Origin of the sequence: Streptomyces sp. NRRL F-2580 (assembly GCF_000720115.1) — a bacterium.
GTDB lineage: Bacteria > Actinomycetota > Actinomycetes > Streptomycetales > Streptomycetaceae > Streptomyces.
This window is the reverse complement of sequence record NZ_JOIR01000012.1, coordinates 109,509-125,131: the sequence shown is the minus strand read 5'-3', so window position 1 is coordinate 125,131 and position 15,623 is coordinate 109,509. Positions and strand designations below refer to the sequence as shown.

Below are 15,623 nucleotides of genomic sequence, written 5' to 3'. Positions count from 1 at the left end.
TCACTCGGCCCGGGCCGGCTCGCCCCGGGGCAACGGGCTTACCAGGGGCTGTGCTTGACCACGACGTCGATCGCGCGGTCGATCTCGGCCTCGGTCAGGTCGGCGCGGGAGGTGAGCCGGATCCGGGAGAACCTGTCGGGCACCGACGGCGGGCGGAAGCACGCCACCTTGACGCCGTCGGCCAGGCAGTCCTCCGCCCACTTCGCGGTCTGGGCGGCGGAGGGCCCGCGGACCGAGACCACGGCCGCCTGCGCCTCGGTCACCGGCAGTCCGGTGGCCGCGAGGCGCTCGGCGAGGGTGACCGCCACGGCCCGGGTCCGGGCCGGCCGGTCCGGCTCGGCGCGCAGCACCCGGAGCGCCGCCAGGGCGCCGGCGGCGGAGGCCGGGGCGAGCCCGGTGTCGAACAGGAAACTGCGGGCCATGTTCATGACGTGGTCGATCACCCTGCGGGGGCCGATCACGGCGCCGCCCTGCGCGCCGAGGGACTTGGACAGGGTGATGGTGGTGACCACGTCGGGGCTGCCGGCCAGCCCCGCGGCGGCCACCGCGCCCTCTCCGCGCTCGCCGATGACGCCGAATCCGTGCGCGTCGTCGACGAGGAGGCCCGCGCCCTGCCGGCGGCAGACGTCGAGGACGGCCCGGAGGTCGACGAGGTCGCCGTCGACCGAGAACACCGACTCGGTGACCGCCACCGCGCGCTGCTGCTCCCGTTCGGCGAGCACCCGCTCCAGCGCCTGCGGATCGGCGTGCGCGGTGTCGACCACGTCCGCGCCCGACAGCCGGTAGCCGTCGATCAGGGAGGCGTGGTTGAAGGCGTCGGAGGCGATCAGGGTGCCGGGGCGGGCCAGTACGGTGACCGCGCCGAGGTTGGCCAGGTAGCCGGAGGAGAAGACCAGCGCGGCCTCCGCCCCGCTGAACTCGGCGAGCTCCCGCTCCAGTTCGACGTGGACTTCCGTCGTTCCGGTGGCCAGCCGGGAGCCGGTCGAGCCGGCGCCCCAGGTCAGGGAGGCGTCGGCCACCGCCTGGACCACGTCGGGGTGGCGGGTGAGGCCGAGGTAGTCGTTGCCGCCGAAGTCGATCACGTTCGGCCGGGCTCCGCGGACCTGGACCCGGCGGGTGAGGCCCGCCCGGTCCCTGCGCCGCGTGCTGTCGTCGATCCACGCGAACACGTCGCTCGGATCGCTGTGTCGCTCTGCTTCCATCGCTTCGCTCCGAACGCTATCCGGCAGGGCCGAGGACGAGGACGCCGTTGTGGCCGCCGAAGCCGAACGACTGGGTGAGGGAGGGGCCGGGCTGCCACTTGCGGCCCTCGCCGGTCACCACGTCCACGGCGAGCGCCGGGTCGACCGTGGTGAGGCCGACGGTCGGCGGTATCAGCTCGTGGCGCATCGACAGCAGCACCGCGACGGCCTCCAGCGCACCGCCGGCGCCGAACGCGTGTCCGGTCGCCCCCTTGGTGGAGGTCACCGGCGGGCACTCGTCGAAGACCGACAGGACGGCGTTGGTCTCCGCCTCGTCGTTGCGCAGGGTGCCGGTGCCGTGCGCGTTGATCTGACGTACGTCCTCCGGGCGCACCCCGGCGTCTTCCAAGGCGAGCCGGATGCACCGGGCGGCGTCGCCGCCGCCGGGGGCGGGCATGGTGATGTCGTGCGCGTCGGCCGTGCTGCCGGAGCCGAGCACCTCGCCGTGGATGGTGGCGCCGCGCGCCACCGCCGTGTCCCAGTCCTCCAGGACGAGCACCGCGGCGCCCTCGGCGATGGCGAAGCCGTCGCGTTCCGCGTCGAAGGGCCGGGTGCGGCCGGATGCGGACAGGGCCCGCATGTTGGTGAATCCGGCGACGATGGTCGGCGTGATCGCGGCCTCGGTGCCGCCGGCGAGCACCCGGTCACAGGTGCCGTCGGCGATCATCCGTGCGGCGTGCCCGATGGCGTGGGTGGCCGCGGCGCAGGCGGTCTCCAGGCTCTCGCACGGGCCGCGCCAGCCCTGGCGCATGGCCACCGTCGCGGCGGCGGCGTTGGCCATCATCATCGGCACGAGGAACGGGGAGACCCGGCGGCCGCCGCGCTCGTGGTGGATGACGGTCTGCCGTTCGAAGGTGCTGACGCCGGCCAGCGCGGTGGCGATGACGACGCCGCTGCGTTCGGCGTCCACCTCCGTGAGGCCCGAGTCGCGGTGGGCCATCTCGGCGGCGGCGACGGCGAACTGGGTGAACCGGTCGGTGTGCCGGGCTTCGCGGACGTCCATCCAGGGCGACGGATCCCAGTCCGTCAGTTCCCGGTGGCCGTCGGGCGGCGTCTGGAAGAGGCCTTCCCAGAAGGCCTCCGCCCCCGTGCCGCAGGCGCTCACGACACCGAGTCCGGTGACCGCGACGCGGCGTGCCCCTGCTGCCTTGCCTGCCATCACGCGACCAGCGAGAGGATGAGCCGGTGCAGGTCGTCGACGGTGTGGATGTCCTCCACCGCCTCGTCCGGCACCGAGATGCCGAACTCCTCCTCGATGGCCATGACCAGCTCCACCTGGATGAGGCTGCTGGCGCCCAGGTCCTCGGTCAGGCTCGCGTCCGGGGTCACGGACTCCTGCTTGACCTGCAAGACGTCCACGGCGCAGGTGGTGAGCCGGTCGAAAACGTCGTCGTTAGCCACGGGTGGCCAACCTCCCCCAAAATAAGGTGAATTGTCGGTGTTTCATACTTTTCCAGCTCCGGAGCCTCTGTGTCAGCGCCGGAAGGCCGGAAGTCATCAAGGTCACACGTCGTGCACGGGCTCCGGGAGCACGCGGGCGGGCGCCACGGCCCGACCCTTGCGACCCGCGGAAACCCTCGGGAGGACGACCAGCGCCAGAGCGATCAGCTCCAGGCAGGCGCCCGCCCAGGCGAGGGCGGCCGGTGAGAGCCGGTCGAGCACCGCCCCGCCGACCGCGCCGCCCAGGGCCACGCCGAGGTACGAGGCGGAGCTGTTGACGGAGATGGCCACGCTCGGGGCGGTGGGGGCCAGGTCCAGCACGCGGTGGATGGCGGTGGGCGGTTCGGCCCAGTAGACGGTTCCCCAGGCGACCGTGACGGCGAGGAAGACCGCCACCACGACCGTCGAGTCGGAGGCGAACCAGCTCGCCAGTACCGCCAGCAGCACCATGGCCGCCGTGACGCCCGACACCGAGGCGGTGAAGGTGCGTTCCGCCCCGACGCGGTCGCTCAGCCGGCCGCCGACCGCGTTGCCGACCGCGCCCGCGACACCGAACACCAGCAGGACGATGCTCACGCTGGCGTCGTCCATGCCCGTGGTGGCCCGGGTGAAGGCCGCCAGGTAGGTGAAGACGGTGAAGCAGCCGGCCACCGCGAACAGGTTGGCCAGCACGGCCAGCAGGACCGGGCGCTGCGCGCCGATCCGCACCCGGTCGCGCATGCTGATCACCGGCGGCTGCGGCACCGCGGGCAGCACCAGGAACAGCCCGATGAACACGGGCAGGGCCAATACCACCACCAGAGCCAACGTGAGCCGCCAGCTGCCGAGTTGCCCGACCAGCGTACCGCCGGGCACACCGAGCGCCGTGGCCACCGTGAGCCCGCCGATGATCAGGGACACCGCCCGGCCCCGGTACCGCTCCCCCGCGAGCGCCGTCGCGGTGGCCGCGGCGGTGTTCATGTAGAGGGCGGCGCTGATCCCGGCCAGGATCCTGGCCGTCATCAGCACCCCGTACGTGGGGGCGAGCGCACCCAGTACGTTGGCGAGCAGGAAGGCCAGCATCGAGCCGCGCAGCATGACGCGCCGGGACAGGCCGGCGGTCAGGGTCATCAGGACCGGTGCGCTGATCGCGTAGCTGAGCGCGAAGGCCGTGACGAGCTGTCCGGCCACCGGTTCGGACACGTCCAGTTCACCGGCGATTCGCGGAAGAATCCCGCTGATGACAAATCCGTCGGTGCCGACGGCAAAGGAGCCGATCGCGAGAAGCGCCAGAATCACCTTGTGGGGCATGACGCCTCCCGGGGGACCCTTCACGCGGTCACGCATGTCAGGATCGTGAATTTCCGAGCCCCCCTTTCAAGTCGAGCCGCTCTCGTGAACCGGCTGTACGAACGGGGTTGTTCCGATCAACGTACCAGCAAGCATGTCCCGGCAAAAACGGCTTTAGCGTGAGGGCGATCACGCCCCCGATGGCTGAAAAGCGCCGCCCTACCGATGGCTTGACCAGCAACGATGGTTTATTTCCGGTCAAACCCCGGCCGCCACAAGTAGATGTGGCTTGAATACATCGGGTCGGTGGTGGATTTGGACCGTTTGTCAACGCGCGATTCCGACGAACTGTCGAGCCCGCCGTACGGCTGGCCGCGAGGCTCGTCGAGATCACCCCGGAGCCGCTCCGGCACGTGTTCCTGTCCGACTCCGGCTCGGTGTCGGACGAGGTCGCCGTCCAGTTGCCCCTGCGGTACCGGCGTTCCCTCGGGCGCCCGGAGAAGCGACGCCGGCTCGCCGCCTCCCGTGCGGCGATGCGCGCGGGGGTGCGGCTGCGCCCCTACCGCGACGTGGTCTACTCCATGCCCCCGTTCGTCACCGGGGACGAGGACCTGGCCAGGATCGCGGCGGGCGTCCTGGCCGCCGCGCAAGTCGGCTGATGGTCCCTCAGTCCCCCCTGCGGCCCCGGCACCTGACGTCCGGACAACTGACTCGAGTCACAACCCCGGGCGTTACCGCAGGTCGTAGTGGGTTGAGTCACACGAGGGTGCATATTCGGCCCGGCATGACTAGCATCGAACGGTGGAACGGCCTTCTCGGACCGCCGCATCGACCGCACGACCATTCTGCGCATCCGAGAAGATCCGAACAGTGACAGACATTACGGGGGCTTCACATGTCACTTTCATTGGCTTCGCCATGCGCACCTTCCTCTTGAACATGCCGACGCGCGCTCAATTCAGAGCGATCGATTCACCCATGAATCATCACCGATAGAAAAGTCGGTCAGCCGGTCCACCGTGCCCAAAAGGCCCGTTCCGGCCGTCAAGGAGCTCGACCACATCGTGATAGACCTGCGGATCCTTCTCGTAGACAACTATGACTCCTACACGTGGAACCTCTTCCAGCTGATATGGAAGGTGGCAGGCGTACCTCCCGTCGTCGTGCGCAACGACGAGGCGACGGCGGACGACCTCCTGCGCCAGGGCTTCACCCACGTCGTGATCTCCCCGGGCCCGGGCACCGCGGCCAGGGACGAGGACTTCGGGCTCTGCCGGGCCCTTCTCGAACAGGCCACCGTGCCCGTCCTCGGCGTCTGTCTCGGCCACCAGGGCCTGGCCCTCGCCTTCGGTGGCGAGGTCCGGCACGCACCGGAGGTCGTGCACGGCCAGACGAGCGCGATCACCCACACCGGGACCGGTGTGTTCGCCGGCGTCCCGCAGGGCTTCCGCGCGGTGCGCTACCACTCCCTCACCGTCACCGAACCGCTGCCGGAGGACCTCGTCGCCACGGCCTGGTCCGAAGGCGGCCTGCTGATGGGCCTCCAGCACCGCGAACGCCCGCTGCACGGCGTGCAGTTCCACCCCGAGTCGGTGGACAGCGAGTACGGCGAGGAGATCATCGCCAACTTCCTGGGCATCACGCCCACGCTCCGCTGGAGCGAACTGGACGTCGACCTGAGCGCCGAGGACCTGTTCCTGCGCGCCTTCGCCGACAGCCCGTACGGCTTCTGGCTCGACAGCTCGCGCACGGCGTACGGGATGGGCCGCTACAGCTACCTCGGCTCGTGCGCCGGCGACGGCCTGGAGGTGATCAGGGCGTACGCCGGGGCGAACGTCGTCGAACGCGAGACCCACGAGAGCGTGGAGCGCGTCCGCGGCACCGTCTTCGAGCACCTGCGGTCCGGTCTCGCGACCACCCCCGTGCCGGCCGGCGCCTCGCCCGTGCCGTTCGCCGGCGGCTACCTCGGCTATCTCGGCTACGGGATCAAGGGAAGCGTCGGTATCGGCCGGGCGGGCAGCGGCGAGCGGCCGGACGCGGAGCTCCTGCGCGTCGACCGCTACGCCGCCTACGACCACGAGACCGACCGGCGCTACCTGATCACGGTGGGGCTCTCCGCCGAGGAGCACGACTCCTGGTGCGAGGAGGTGCGCACGCTGGCACGGCGCGCCCTGGTGCCCCGGCCCCGGCGGGAGGCCGCACCGGCCGTACTGGAACCCGGCGTCGACCGGGAGACCTACCTGGAGCACTTCGACACCGTCCAGCAGTGGCTGCGCGACGGCGACTCGTACGAGGCCTGCTACACGTACCAGATCAGCGGCACCAGCGAGGCCGACCCGCTGGACACCTACCTCCGGCTGCGGGCGACCAACCCGGCGCCCTACGCCGCGTACGTCCGGCTGGGCGAGCGCTCGATCCTGAGCTCCTCGCCGGAGCGGTTCGTCACGGTGGCCGGCAACGGCGAGGTCGAGGCCAAGCCGATCAAGGGGACCGCTCCCCGGCACGCCGATCCGGTGGCCGACGAGGCGGCCCGCAGGGCTCTGGAGACGGACCGCAAGATCCGCAGCGAGAACCTGATGATCGCGGACCTGCTCCGCAACGACCTCGGCCAGGTCTGCGACACCGGCACGGTGCACGTGCCCAAGCTGATGGCCGCGGAGTCGTACGCCACCGTGCACCAGCTCGTCACCACGGTGCGGGGCAGGCTGCGCGCCGACCGCGGCGCGGTCGACTGCGTGGAGGCGCTCTTCCCCGGCGGGTCGATGACCGGCGCGCCGAAGAAGCGGACCGTGGAGCTCCTCGACGCGCTGGAGCCGGAGGAACGCGGGGTGTACTCCGGCAGTCTCGGGTACTTCGGGTTCGACGGGGCGGCGGACCAGTCCATCGTCATCCGCACCATCGTCTGGGAGGGCAACCGCGTGCGCATCGGCGTGGGCGGGGCGCTCATCGTGCTCTCGGACGGCGAGGAGGAGTTCCAGGAGACGCGGCTGAAGGCCCGTGCGCTGCTGCGGGTCCTCGGCGTCGAGGAGCTGCGCGAGGTCACATCGGAAACGGCTGCGAGGTATCAGGGATGAGCACGGTGGAGTTCGAGACGGGTCCGGCCGAGCCCGCGGAGGCGCGGGCGGTGGCCGAGGCGGTCACCGCCCTCCTGCGGGAGCTGCGCGGGGACCCCACCCACACGATCCCGGGCCTCGGTGCGGCCGTGGACGAGGCCATCGCCGGCAAGGACGGCTCCGGCGTGCTGGTCGCGCGGGACGAGGAGCGGCGCGTGGTCGGCGTACTCGGGTACACCACCCAGACCGCGCTGCGGCTCGCCGCCCCGTACCGCCACGTCCAGGAGCTGTGGGTGGCGCCGGAGCTGCGGTCCCAGGGGGTCGCGGCCCTGCTGCTGGAGGCGCTGGACGCGCGGTGCGCCGCGGACGGCGTCCGGCGGGTCGAAGTGTGCCTGCCCGCCGAGCGGTTCCCCTCCTACCCGCGGACCCTGGCGTTTTACGAGCGCTCCGGTTTCCGTGTCATCGGCCCCCGCGTGATCAAGGATCTGTCATGACGCTGCACGTGGTGGTACCCGAGGAGTCCGAGGCGCTGCCGTTCACGGTCGAGCCGGGCGGCGCCCAGGTGGCCAGCAAGGAGATACCCGAGCGGATCCACCGGATCCTGGCCGGTCTGCTCGACGGCGGCGCGGTGGCGGCCCCGCTCGGCGCGGACGGTACGGCCCGCGCGGAGCGGATGGTCGGCGCGGTGCACGACGTGGCACTGCTGGAACACCTGCGCCACGGGGTGCCCGAGGGCCGGGATTCGGTGCTCGACAGCGCGTTCTCGGCCCCCGGCCTGGAGCAGGAGACCCCGGTCACCCGCGGGGTCTGGCCCGCCGCCCTCGGCGCCGCGGCCGCCGCGGTCCGGGCGGCCGAGCTGACGGCCCGCCGGGGCGAGAACAGCTACGCCCTCGTGCGGCCCCCGGGCCACCACGCGGGCCCCGGCTGGTACGGCGGCTACTGCTTCCTCAACAACGCCGTCGTCGCCGCCCGGACCCTGCGCGAGGAGGGCGTGGCCCGCGTCGGGATCCTCGACATCGACTACCACCTGGGCAACGGCACGCTCGCCTGCGTCCAGGGCGACCCCACGCTGCCGTTCGCGTCGGTGCACTCCAGCCACGCCAAGGACTTCCCGTACGCCTTCGAGCCGGGACCGGGGCTCTTCGGCGTGGAGTCCGACCCCGGCACCGAGGGGTTCCTGGCGCTCGTGAAGGACGCCCTGTCGCACCTGCTCCGCAAGGACGCCGAGGCCCTGGTGGTCTCGGTCGGCTACGACGTGCTCGCGGGCGACCCGCACGGCTCCTGGACGCTCCCGCCGGAGGTGTTCGGGCCCGTCGCCGCGCTGCTGGCCGAGCAGCGGCTGCCCACCGTCTTCGTCCAGGAGGGCGGATACGGACTCCCTTCCCTGCACGGCGCGGCCCGCGCCCTCGCATGGGAGGCCTCGCGATGAACGCGACCCCCGAAGACGTCCTGCGGCCCTTCCGGGAACGGCTGGAGGTACTGGACCAACAGCTGGCGGAGCTCGTGGCGGCGCGCCTGGCGATCTGCTGCGAAGTGGCCGAGGTCAAGCGGGCCAACGGCATCCCGATGATGCAGCCGCAACGGGTCACCGCCGTGCGCGAGGCCTACGCGGCCCGGGGAGAACGGCTGGACCTCTCCCCCGAGTTCATGCGGTCCCTGGCGACCCTGCTCATCGACGAGGCGTGCCGCCTGGAGGACGAGATCATCGACGCTCCGGCGGCCGCGACGACTGTGGAGGCACCGCGATGACCCTGACGTTCACCACCCTCGGCCCCGAGGGAAGCTGCCACGAGAACGCCCTGCGGCACTACTTCGGGTTCCAGGGCATCGAGGACGACGCCAAGATCGACCTCACCATCGACCTGCACGAGGGCCTGGAGCGGGTGCGCCGCGGCGAGTCCGACTACCTCGTGCAGTGCAGCGCGCACCCCGAGGTGCACCTGCTCACCGAGCGGTACTTCAGCGAGGTCCACGTGGTGGACACCTTCGTGTACCCCACCAAGGAACTGGTGCTGCTCAGCCGGGCCGACGTGGAGCGGCCCAGGTCCCTCGGGCTGGTCCCGGCGACCGCCGGCTACGTCGACGTGTCGCAGTGGGAGGAGGTCGTCCCGGTGGCGTCCAAGCCCGTGGTGGGCGCCCAACTGCTGGCGGGGGCCTACGACTCGGGGCTCACCCACCTGGAGTACCTGGAGAAGTCGAACGGGACGCTGCGCCTGGACCGCTACATCGGCGCGGTGACCACCACCTGGGTCGTCTACGGACGCCGGCCCCGGTTCTCCGGTGAAGTCATCGGCACCAAGTGCCGCGAGTACCTGTTGGGAGAGGGCGCATGACCGGGACCGCATCCGCGGCGAGGAAGATCCTCGTCTGTGACACCACGCTCCGCGACGGCGAGCAGACTTGCGGAGTGGCCTTCCAGGTCGAGGAGAAGGTGAAGATCGCCCGCCTTCTCGACGAGATGGGCGTCGACGTCATCGACGCCGGCTTCCCGGCCTCCTCGCAGGCCGACCAGGACGCCGTGCGCGGCATCTCCGCCCTGGGCCTGCGCGCCCGGGTGGTGGCGTTCTGCCGGCCCAACCGGACCGAGATCGACCTGGCCAAGGCCTGCGGGGCGAACGCCATCTATACCTTCGTGCCCACCTCCGACGTGCACATGCGGGTCAAGTTCGGCGGCACGGACAGCGCGGTGCGCGAGCGCCTGAAGGCCGAGATGGCCGACGGCATCAAGTACGCCAAGGGCCTCGGCATGTACGTCGGCTGCGGCTCCGAGGACGCCACCAGGACCTCCTACGACTACCTGGAGGAGGTCCTCGTCCTCGCCCAGGAGAGCGGCGCGGACCTGGTCGGCGTCGCGGACACCGTCGGCTCCACCACCCCCGACGCCTTCCGCACGCTCATCTCGCGGCTGCGCTCGCAGATCGGCGTGACGCTCTCGCTCCACTGCCACAACGACTTCGGCCTCGCCACGGCCAACACGGTCGCGGGCATCCTCGGCGGGGCGGACGAGGTCCAGTGCACGGTCAACGGCCTGGGCGAGCGGGCGGGCAACGCCTCCCTGGAGGAGGTGACCGTGGCCCTGACCCAGCTGTACGGGTTCGAGACCAATGTGGACCTGTCCCGGCTCAAGCCCATGTCGAACCTGATCGCCGACCTGTCAGGCATCGAGGTCAGCCCCATGAAGCCGATCGTCGGCGGCAACGCCTTCTCGCACGAGTCCGGCCTGCACGTGTCCTCGGTGATGAAGGACTCCACCGCCTACGAGCCGCTGCGGCCCGAACTGGTGGGTCACACCCGGCGGATCGTCATGGGCAAGCACTCGGGCAAGGGCATCATCGCCCACGTCCTGGACGCCCACGGGCTCGCGTACGACGACGAGGTCCTCGGCGCGGTGCTGCTCGACGTCAAGGCGGCGTCCGTGCTGACGAAGTCCAGCGTCACCGAGGCCCAGGTGATCGAGATCCACCGCGCGCGAACGGCCGTACGGGCATGAGCGCGGAGCACGGCACCGGTACCGCCGCGACCGACGCCGCCGACACCGCCGGCTGGTTCGCGGACCAGACCTTCTGGGACGACTTCTCTCCGCACCTGTTCTCCGCCGAGCGCGCCGCCGAGGCCGAACGGATCGTGGAGCAGTCCCCGCTGTTCCGTTTCCCCTCGGGTGCCCGTGTCCTCGACCTGTGCTGCGGACCGGGCCTGTTCACGGTGCCGCTCGCGCGGGCCGGCCACGCGGTCACCGGTGTGGACCTCAGCGCGCCCCTGCTCGGCCGGGCCCGGACGCGCTGTCAGGACGCGGGCGTCAAGGCCCGGTTCGTCGAGGCGGACATGCTCCGTTTCGCCGAGCCGGAGGCCTTCGACGCCATCGTCAACATGTTCACCTCCTTCGGCTACCTGGACCGGCACGAGGACAACGTCCAGGTGCTGCGCAACGCGCACACCAGCCTGGCGCCGGGCGGGACCCTGCTCGTCGACGTCGTCGGCAAGGAGATCCTCGCGCGGCTCGACGAGCGGGTCTCCTGCTCCGAGCAGGACGGAAGGCTGCTCTTCCAGCGCGACACCGTCCTCGACGACTGGAGCCGGCTGCGCAGCGACTGGTACTCCGTCGACGGTTCGCACGCGGCCCGGGGCTCGATGACGCTCCACCTCTACGGCGCGACCGACCTGCGGGCGATGCTCGCGGCCGCCGGCTTCACCGACGTCCGCTTCCACGGGGACTACGCCGGCGGACCCTACGACCACCGGGCCGATCGCCTCATCGCGGTCGCCACGAAGGGCGTGGACGTCCGTGGGCACTGAGGTCGTCGTCGTACGGTCGGCATCCGGCGTGGACCGCGAGGAATGGGACGCGCTCGTCCCCGACACGCAGGTGTACCTCTCCCACGACTGGCTGCGCGCGGTCGAGGAGTGCTTCGGCTTCGAGCTGGTCCTCTTCCTGCTGCGGGACGGGGCGCGCACGGTCGCCGGGGTGCAGGGCCTGCTGGTCCGGGACCCGGACGCGTTTCCCTACCACGATCCGACGGGGGCCCTCTTCGGCGACTACGAGATGGACCACCTGCGCCGGGCGCTGGCGCGGGACCGCTCGCAGGAGGAGTCCGCCGAGGCCGCGGCGCTGCTCGCCGCCGTCGTGCGGACGGAGGCCGGGCACACGCGTGCGGCCGGCTATCCGGCGCTGGTGATGACGAGTCCGTACGGATACGCCAGTGACGTCCTCACTCTGCCGGACGTCGACCGGCGGCGAGCGATCGGTGAACTCCTCGTGGGTGTCGACGAGTTCTGCGCGGAGGCCGAGGTCCCCTCGCAGTCCTTCCTGTGGGAGTCCGGCGGGGACGGCGAGCTGCACCGCGCCCTGGCCGGCCACGGCTACCTGGGGTTCCTCTCCGATCTGGAGTTCGACCTCGACACCGGGTCGCACACCTCCCTGGAGGAGTACCTGGGCACCCTGGACCGCAAGCGCCGTACCGTCGTCCGCTCCGAGATCCGCAAGTTCGCCGAGGCGGGGATGCGGGTCGAGCAGATCACGGAGCCGGACCCGGCAGTGATCGCCCGCTGCGCCGAACTGTCCGAGGAACAGCAGAAGAAGTACGGGCTGCCCGTCGACCGGGCCGCGATGGAGCGGCTGTTCACCGCGCTCCTCGGGGCCCCGCGGCTGGGTCCCGCGCTGTACGTGGTGCGCGGCCGGGAGGCCGAGGGGCCCGACATCGCGGGCTTCCTGCTGTGCCTGGAGGGCGGGGGCGTCCTGCACCCCAAGTTCCTCGGCTTCGACGCCACCGCCGTCGGGGCCTCCTACGCCTACTTCAACCTCGTCTTCTACCACCTCGCCGAACTGGCCGTCGCGGGCGGCGCCCGGCGCATCGCCTACGGCATGGGTTCGGCGGACGCGAAGCGGTTGCGCGGCTGCCGCCCGGCGCCGGTGCGCGGCTGGATCCGGTTCTCCTCGCCCGCGGCGCACCGGCGGATCGAGCCGTACGTCACCGTTTTCGACTGCCTCAAGAAACAGCTTCTCGGCCACCAGGATGGACGCGTTCTGCGATGACTCTCGTACGACAGCTCTTCGAGCACAAACTCGGCCGTCCCGTCAGCACCGGCGAGGTCGTGGACCTGCCGTTCGACCTGTGCTGGGGCAGCGAGATGACCGTCAAATGGGCCCTGGACATCCTCCGGGACTCCGGCTTCGACGACGACTACATAGCCGCCGGCCTCGCCGCGCAGCGTGAGAAGACGGCCTTCGTCTTCGACCACGTCGTCCCCACGCACACCGCCTCTATGGCCTCGATCCTCGTCGAGCTGCGGCGGTTCGCCCGCGAGCACGGCATCAAGGTGTTCGACGTGGGCTACGACGGCGGCATCCAGCACAAGATCCTCATCGAGCAGGGGCTGATCCGCCCCGGTGACGTCGCGGTCGGCGCCGACTCGCACAGCTGCACCGCGGGCGCGATCGGCTCGCTCGCCACCGGCATCGGCTCCACCGACCTGGCCATGGCCCTGGTCCGGGGCAGCGTCTGGATGCGGGTGCCCGAGGCGACGCTGGTCCGCTTCCACGGGAGCCTGCGTCCGCACGTGCAGGGCAAGGACGTGGCGCTGTACCTGTGCGGGCTGATCGGCGTGCACGGCGCGGTCTACCGCAGCCTGGAGTTCGGCGGTCCCGGCCTCGCCTCCCTGGCGATCACCGACCGGCTGTCGCTGAGCAACATGGCGGTGGAGATGGGCGCCAAGTACGGTCTGTTCCCCACGGACGGGGTGCTCGCCGACTACCTCGGCGACGAGGCGGACTACCCGGGCTTCACCATCGACGAGGACGACGCCGAGTACGTCGACGTGATCGACATCGACCTGGGCCTGATCGAGCCGACCGTCGCGCTGCCCTTCTCCCCCGACAACGCCATCGGCGCGCACCAGCTCCAGCACGTCCTGCGCGACTGGGAGGCGTACGAGGGCCGCGAGGACCTGATGACGGGCGTGGGGCCGCTCGCCCGCAGGGCCAACGAGAACGGCGAGATACCCGTCGACCAGGTCTTCATCGGTTCCTGCACCAACGGGCACCTGGAGGACCTGCGGGTCGTAGCGGACGTCCTGCGGGGCAAGCGGGTCCACGAGGGGGTGCGCACCATCGTCATCCCGGCCTCCCAGAAGGCCTACCGGGCGGCGATGAAGGAGGGCCTGATCGACGTACTGATCGAGGCCGGCTGCTACGTGGAGTCCTCCAGCTGCGGCCCGTGCATCGGCATCAAGTCCGGTGTGCTCGGCAAGGGGGAGGTCGCGATCTTCACCTCCAACCGGAACTTCCGCGGCCGGTGCGGGGACGTCGACGCCAGCGTCGTCCTGGCCAGCCCCGCCATCGCCGCCCGGGCCGCGCTGACCGGCGTACTCGCCCCCATCGGCGACCGGAGCGACTACTACGCCGACGAGGACGCGCTGCGGCGCGGCATCGACGAGCTGTTCGCGCTCCACTCGGCGCGCGAGGGCCGGGCCCCGCTCACGGGCGGTGCGGACGAGCTCCCCGCGGCAGCGCCGGACGCGGGCGGCGCCGGGGGCGGCGGAAACCTCGCCTGGGTCTTCGGGGACCACGTCAACACCGATGTGATCCTTCCGGGCGTGTTCTGCCAGATCCCCGATCCGGCCGAGTACAAGAAGCACATCATGGCCCACGCGGGCAACCAGCCGTTCCTCGACCACTACGCGCGGACCGGGCACGACCTGAGCGGCTCGGTGATCGTCGGCGGCATGAACTTCGGCTGCGGCTCCTCCCGCGAGAACGCCCCGATGGGCATCAAGGCCTCCGGCGCGCCCTTCGTCGTCGCGCACAGCTTCGCGCGGATCTTCTTCCGCAACGCCCTCAACATCGGCCTGCGGCTGGTGGAAGTGGGGGAGTTCGCCTACGAGATCCGGGAGGGCGACCGGCTGGTCGTCGACGACGAACGCGGCGAGCTGGTCAACGTCACCCGGGGCACCTCCGCACCGATCACCCCGCCCTCCGCCTTCGAGCGGGAGCTGCTCACCGCGGGCGGCCTCGTCGCCTACGCGGGCGCTCAGGTCCGGGCGGAGGCATCGGCCTCGTGAGTACCCTCGCGGTCATCCCGGGAGACGGCATCGGGCCCGAGGTCATGTCCGAGGTGCTGAAGGTGCACGCGGTGGTCGAGGACGTCTTCGGCACCGGCCTGAAGACCGAGGTGCTGCCCTACAGCGCCGACTGGTTCCTGGAGCACGGGGACGTCGACATCGACATCCAGGCCATCCGCGGCGACTACCGGGCGGTGCTGCTCGGCGCGCTCGGCGACGCCCGGATCCCCGACAACCGGCACGCGATCCGGATCATCGGCGGGCTGCGCCAGCAGCTCGAACTGAGCGTCAACCTGCGGCCGGTGCGCCTGCGGGCGCTCGCGCACTGCCCCCTCAAGCACGTGCGCTCCGTCGAGGACGTGGACCTCGTCATCGTGCGGGAGAACACCGAGGACGTGTACGTCGGCGTCGGCGGCACGGTCCGGGGCGGCCGTCCCGGCCACGTCGCGATGGAGGTCGGCGTCCACACCCGCTGGGCCGTGGACCGGGCGGTCACGGCCGCCTTCGAGCTCGCCCGCTCCCGCCGCCACAGGCTCACACTGGTGGACAAGAGCAACGCCATGCCGAGCGCCGGCCCGCTGTGGCAGAGCCGGTTCCGGGCCATCGCCGCGTCCTACCCGGACGTGGAGTGCGACCACCTGTACGTGGACGCCGCCGCCATGGAGCTGATCCGCGACCCGGCCCGCTTCGACGTGGTGGTGACCGGCAACCTCTTCGGGGACATCCTCAGCGACGAGGCCTCCATGCTGGCCGGCGGGCTCGGGGTGGCGCCCTCGGCGAGCTACGACCCCGAGGACACGGAGTTCCTCGGCGTGTTCGAAGCCGTGCACGGCAGCGCGCCCGACCTCGCGGGCACGGGACGCGCCAACCCGCTCGCGTCCGTCATGAGTTACTCGCTGTTGCTGGACCGGATGGGCCTGACCGCGGCGCACACCGCCGTGGAACGCGCCGTCGACGAGGTGCTGTGCGGTGACCTGCTGACACCCGACCTGGGCGGCACCGCGCGCACCGCCGAGGTGGGCGACCTGATTTGCCGGGCGGTCGCCCGGCACGACAAGGACTGAGG

At 71.4% G+C, this 15,623-nt stretch carries 14 protein-coding genes and 1 pseudogene; 11 read left to right on the top strand and 4 right to left on the bottom strand.

Annotated features, from left to right (window positions below; genetic code table 11):
• Positions 1–38 precede the first annotated feature (38 nt).
• From IF88_RS0116080 to IF88_RS0116065, 4 genes are all read right to left on the bottom strand, one after another.
• Positions 39–1,202 carry an 8-amino-7-oxononanoate synthase gene (locus IF88_RS0116080; protein ID WP_051836957.1) on the bottom strand — a complete coding sequence of 388 codons (1,164 nt, stop codon included), beginning with the start codon at positions 1,200–1,202 and terminating at the stop codon, positions 39–41.
• Positions 1,203–1,218: 16 nt separating this feature from the next.
• Entirely contained in the window at positions 1,219–2,400 is a 1,182-nt protein-coding gene (locus IF88_RS0116075; protein ID WP_030711690.1) for a beta-ketoacyl-[acyl-carrier-protein] synthase family protein, read from the bottom strand.
• Positions 2,400–2,642, bottom strand: coding sequence for an acyl carrier protein (acpP, locus tag IF88_RS0116070; RefSeq protein ID WP_030711687.1), 243 nt, complete (start codon positions 2,640–2,642; stop codon positions 2,400–2,402). The genes IF88_RS0116075 and acpP overlap by 1 nt, the downstream gene beginning before the upstream one ends.
• A 102-nt stretch (positions 2,643–2,744) precedes the next feature.
• Positions 2,745–3,971 carry an MFS transporter gene (locus tag IF88_RS0116065; protein ID WP_051836949.1) on the bottom strand — a complete coding sequence of 409 codons (1,227 nt, stop codon included), beginning with the start codon at positions 3,969–3,971 and terminating at the stop codon, positions 2,745–2,747.
• Positions 3,972–4,297: 326 nt separating this feature from the next.
• Between IF88_RS0116065 and IF88_RS45430 the strand changes: the two are divergent.
• The 11 genes and pseudogenes from IF88_RS45430 to IF88_RS0116010 all read left to right on the top strand — a co-directional run.
• A pseudogene (locus IF88_RS45430) lies at positions 4,298–4,465 on the top strand (adenosylmethionine--8-amino-7-oxononanoate aminotransferase BioA); the annotation flags it as partial.
• 504 nt (positions 4,466–4,969) lie between these two features.
• Complete coding sequence (pabB, locus tag IF88_RS0116055; protein WP_234323548.1) at positions 4,970–7,024, top strand: aminodeoxychorismate synthase component I; 2,055 nt, start codon at positions 4,970–4,972, stop codon at positions 7,022–7,024.
• Positions 7,021–7,497 carry a GNAT family N-acetyltransferase gene (locus tag IF88_RS42065; RefSeq protein WP_051836946.1) on the top strand — a complete coding sequence of 159 codons (477 nt, stop codon included), beginning with the start codon at positions 7,021–7,023 and terminating at the stop codon, positions 7,495–7,497. Before pabB ends, IF88_RS42065 begins: the two co-directional genes overlap by 4 nt.
• Positions 7,494–8,432 carry a hypothetical protein gene (locus IF88_RS42060; RefSeq protein ID WP_051836943.1) on the top strand — a complete coding sequence of 313 codons (939 nt, stop codon included), beginning with the start codon at positions 7,494–7,496 and terminating at the stop codon, positions 8,430–8,432. The genes IF88_RS42065 and IF88_RS42060 overlap by 4 nt, the downstream gene beginning before the upstream one ends.
• Positions 8,429–8,752: a chorismate mutase gene (locus IF88_RS0116040; protein WP_158754391.1), complete on the top strand. Its 324-nt coding sequence runs from the start codon at positions 8,429–8,431 to the stop codon at positions 8,750–8,752. The genes IF88_RS42060 and IF88_RS0116040 overlap by 4 nt, the downstream gene beginning before the upstream one ends.
• Complete coding sequence (locus tag IF88_RS0116035) at positions 8,749–9,336, top strand: hypothetical protein (RefSeq protein ID WP_030711661.1); 588 nt, start codon at positions 8,749–8,751, stop codon at positions 9,334–9,336. Before IF88_RS0116040 ends, IF88_RS0116035 begins: the two co-directional genes overlap by 4 nt.
• Positions 9,333–10,493, top strand: a complete 1,161-nt coding sequence (locus tag IF88_RS0116030; RefSeq protein ID WP_037806047.1) for a LeuA family protein — start codon at positions 9,333–9,335, stop codon at positions 10,491–10,493. Before IF88_RS0116035 ends, IF88_RS0116030 begins: the two co-directional genes overlap by 4 nt.
• Positions 10,490–11,296 (top strand): class I SAM-dependent methyltransferase, encoded by an 807-nt coding sequence (locus tag IF88_RS0116025; protein WP_051836941.1) that lies wholly within the window; start codon positions 10,490–10,492, stop codon positions 11,294–11,296. Before IF88_RS0116030 ends, IF88_RS0116025 begins: the two co-directional genes overlap by 4 nt.
• The gene (locus IF88_RS0116020) at positions 11,286–12,533 is read left to right on the top strand and encodes a GNAT family N-acetyltransferase (RefSeq protein WP_030711652.1); all 1,248 of its coding nucleotides are present in this window, start codon (positions 11,286–11,288) and stop codon (positions 12,531–12,533) included. The genes IF88_RS0116025 and IF88_RS0116020 overlap by 11 nt, the downstream gene beginning before the upstream one ends.
• Positions 12,530–14,557 (top strand): aconitase family protein, encoded by a 2,028-nt coding sequence (locus IF88_RS0116015; RefSeq protein WP_051836939.1) that lies wholly within the window; start codon positions 12,530–12,532, stop codon positions 14,555–14,557. Before IF88_RS0116020 ends, IF88_RS0116015 begins: the two co-directional genes overlap by 4 nt.
• Positions 14,554–15,621: an isocitrate/isopropylmalate dehydrogenase family protein gene (locus IF88_RS0116010; RefSeq protein WP_030711647.1), complete on the top strand. Its 1,068-nt coding sequence runs from the start codon at positions 14,554–14,556 to the stop codon at positions 15,619–15,621. Before IF88_RS0116015 ends, IF88_RS0116010 begins: the two co-directional genes overlap by 4 nt.
• Positions 15,622–15,623: the final 2 nt, after the last annotated feature.

Coding starts and splice junctions, on each gene's coding strand:
- IF88_RS0116080 (WP_051836957.1), bottom strand. CDS start 1,202: ATGGAAGCAGAGCGACACAGCGATCCGAGCGACGTGTTCGCGTGGATC.
- IF88_RS0116075 (WP_030711690.1), bottom strand. CDS start 2,400: ATGGCAGGCAAGGCAGCAGGGGCACGCCGCGTCGCGGTCACCGGACTC.
- IF88_RS0116065 (WP_051836949.1), bottom strand. CDS start 3,971: ATGCCCCACAAGGTGATTCTGGCGCTTCTCGCGATCGGCTCCTTTGCC.
- IF88_RS42065 (WP_051836946.1), top strand. CDS start 7,021: ATGAGCACGGTGGAGTTCGAGACGGGTCCGGCCGAGCCCGCGGAGGCG.
- IF88_RS42060 (WP_051836943.1), top strand. CDS start 7,494: ATGACGCTGCACGTGGTGGTACCCGAGGAGTCCGAGGCGCTGCCGTTC.
- IF88_RS0116040 (WP_158754391.1), top strand. CDS start 8,429: ATGAACGCGACCCCCGAAGACGTCCTGCGGCCCTTCCGGGAACGGCTG.
- IF88_RS0116035 (WP_030711661.1), top strand. CDS start 8,749: ATGACCCTGACGTTCACCACCCTCGGCCCCGAGGGAAGCTGCCACGAG.
- IF88_RS0116030 (WP_037806047.1), top strand. CDS start 9,333: ATGACCGGGACCGCATCCGCGGCGAGGAAGATCCTCGTCTGTGACACC.
- IF88_RS0116025 (WP_051836941.1), top strand. CDS start 10,490: ATGAGCGCGGAGCACGGCACCGGTACCGCCGCGACCGACGCCGCCGAC.
- IF88_RS0116015 (WP_051836939.1), top strand. CDS start 12,530: ATGACTCTCGTACGACAGCTCTTCGAGCACAAACTCGGCCGTCCCGTC.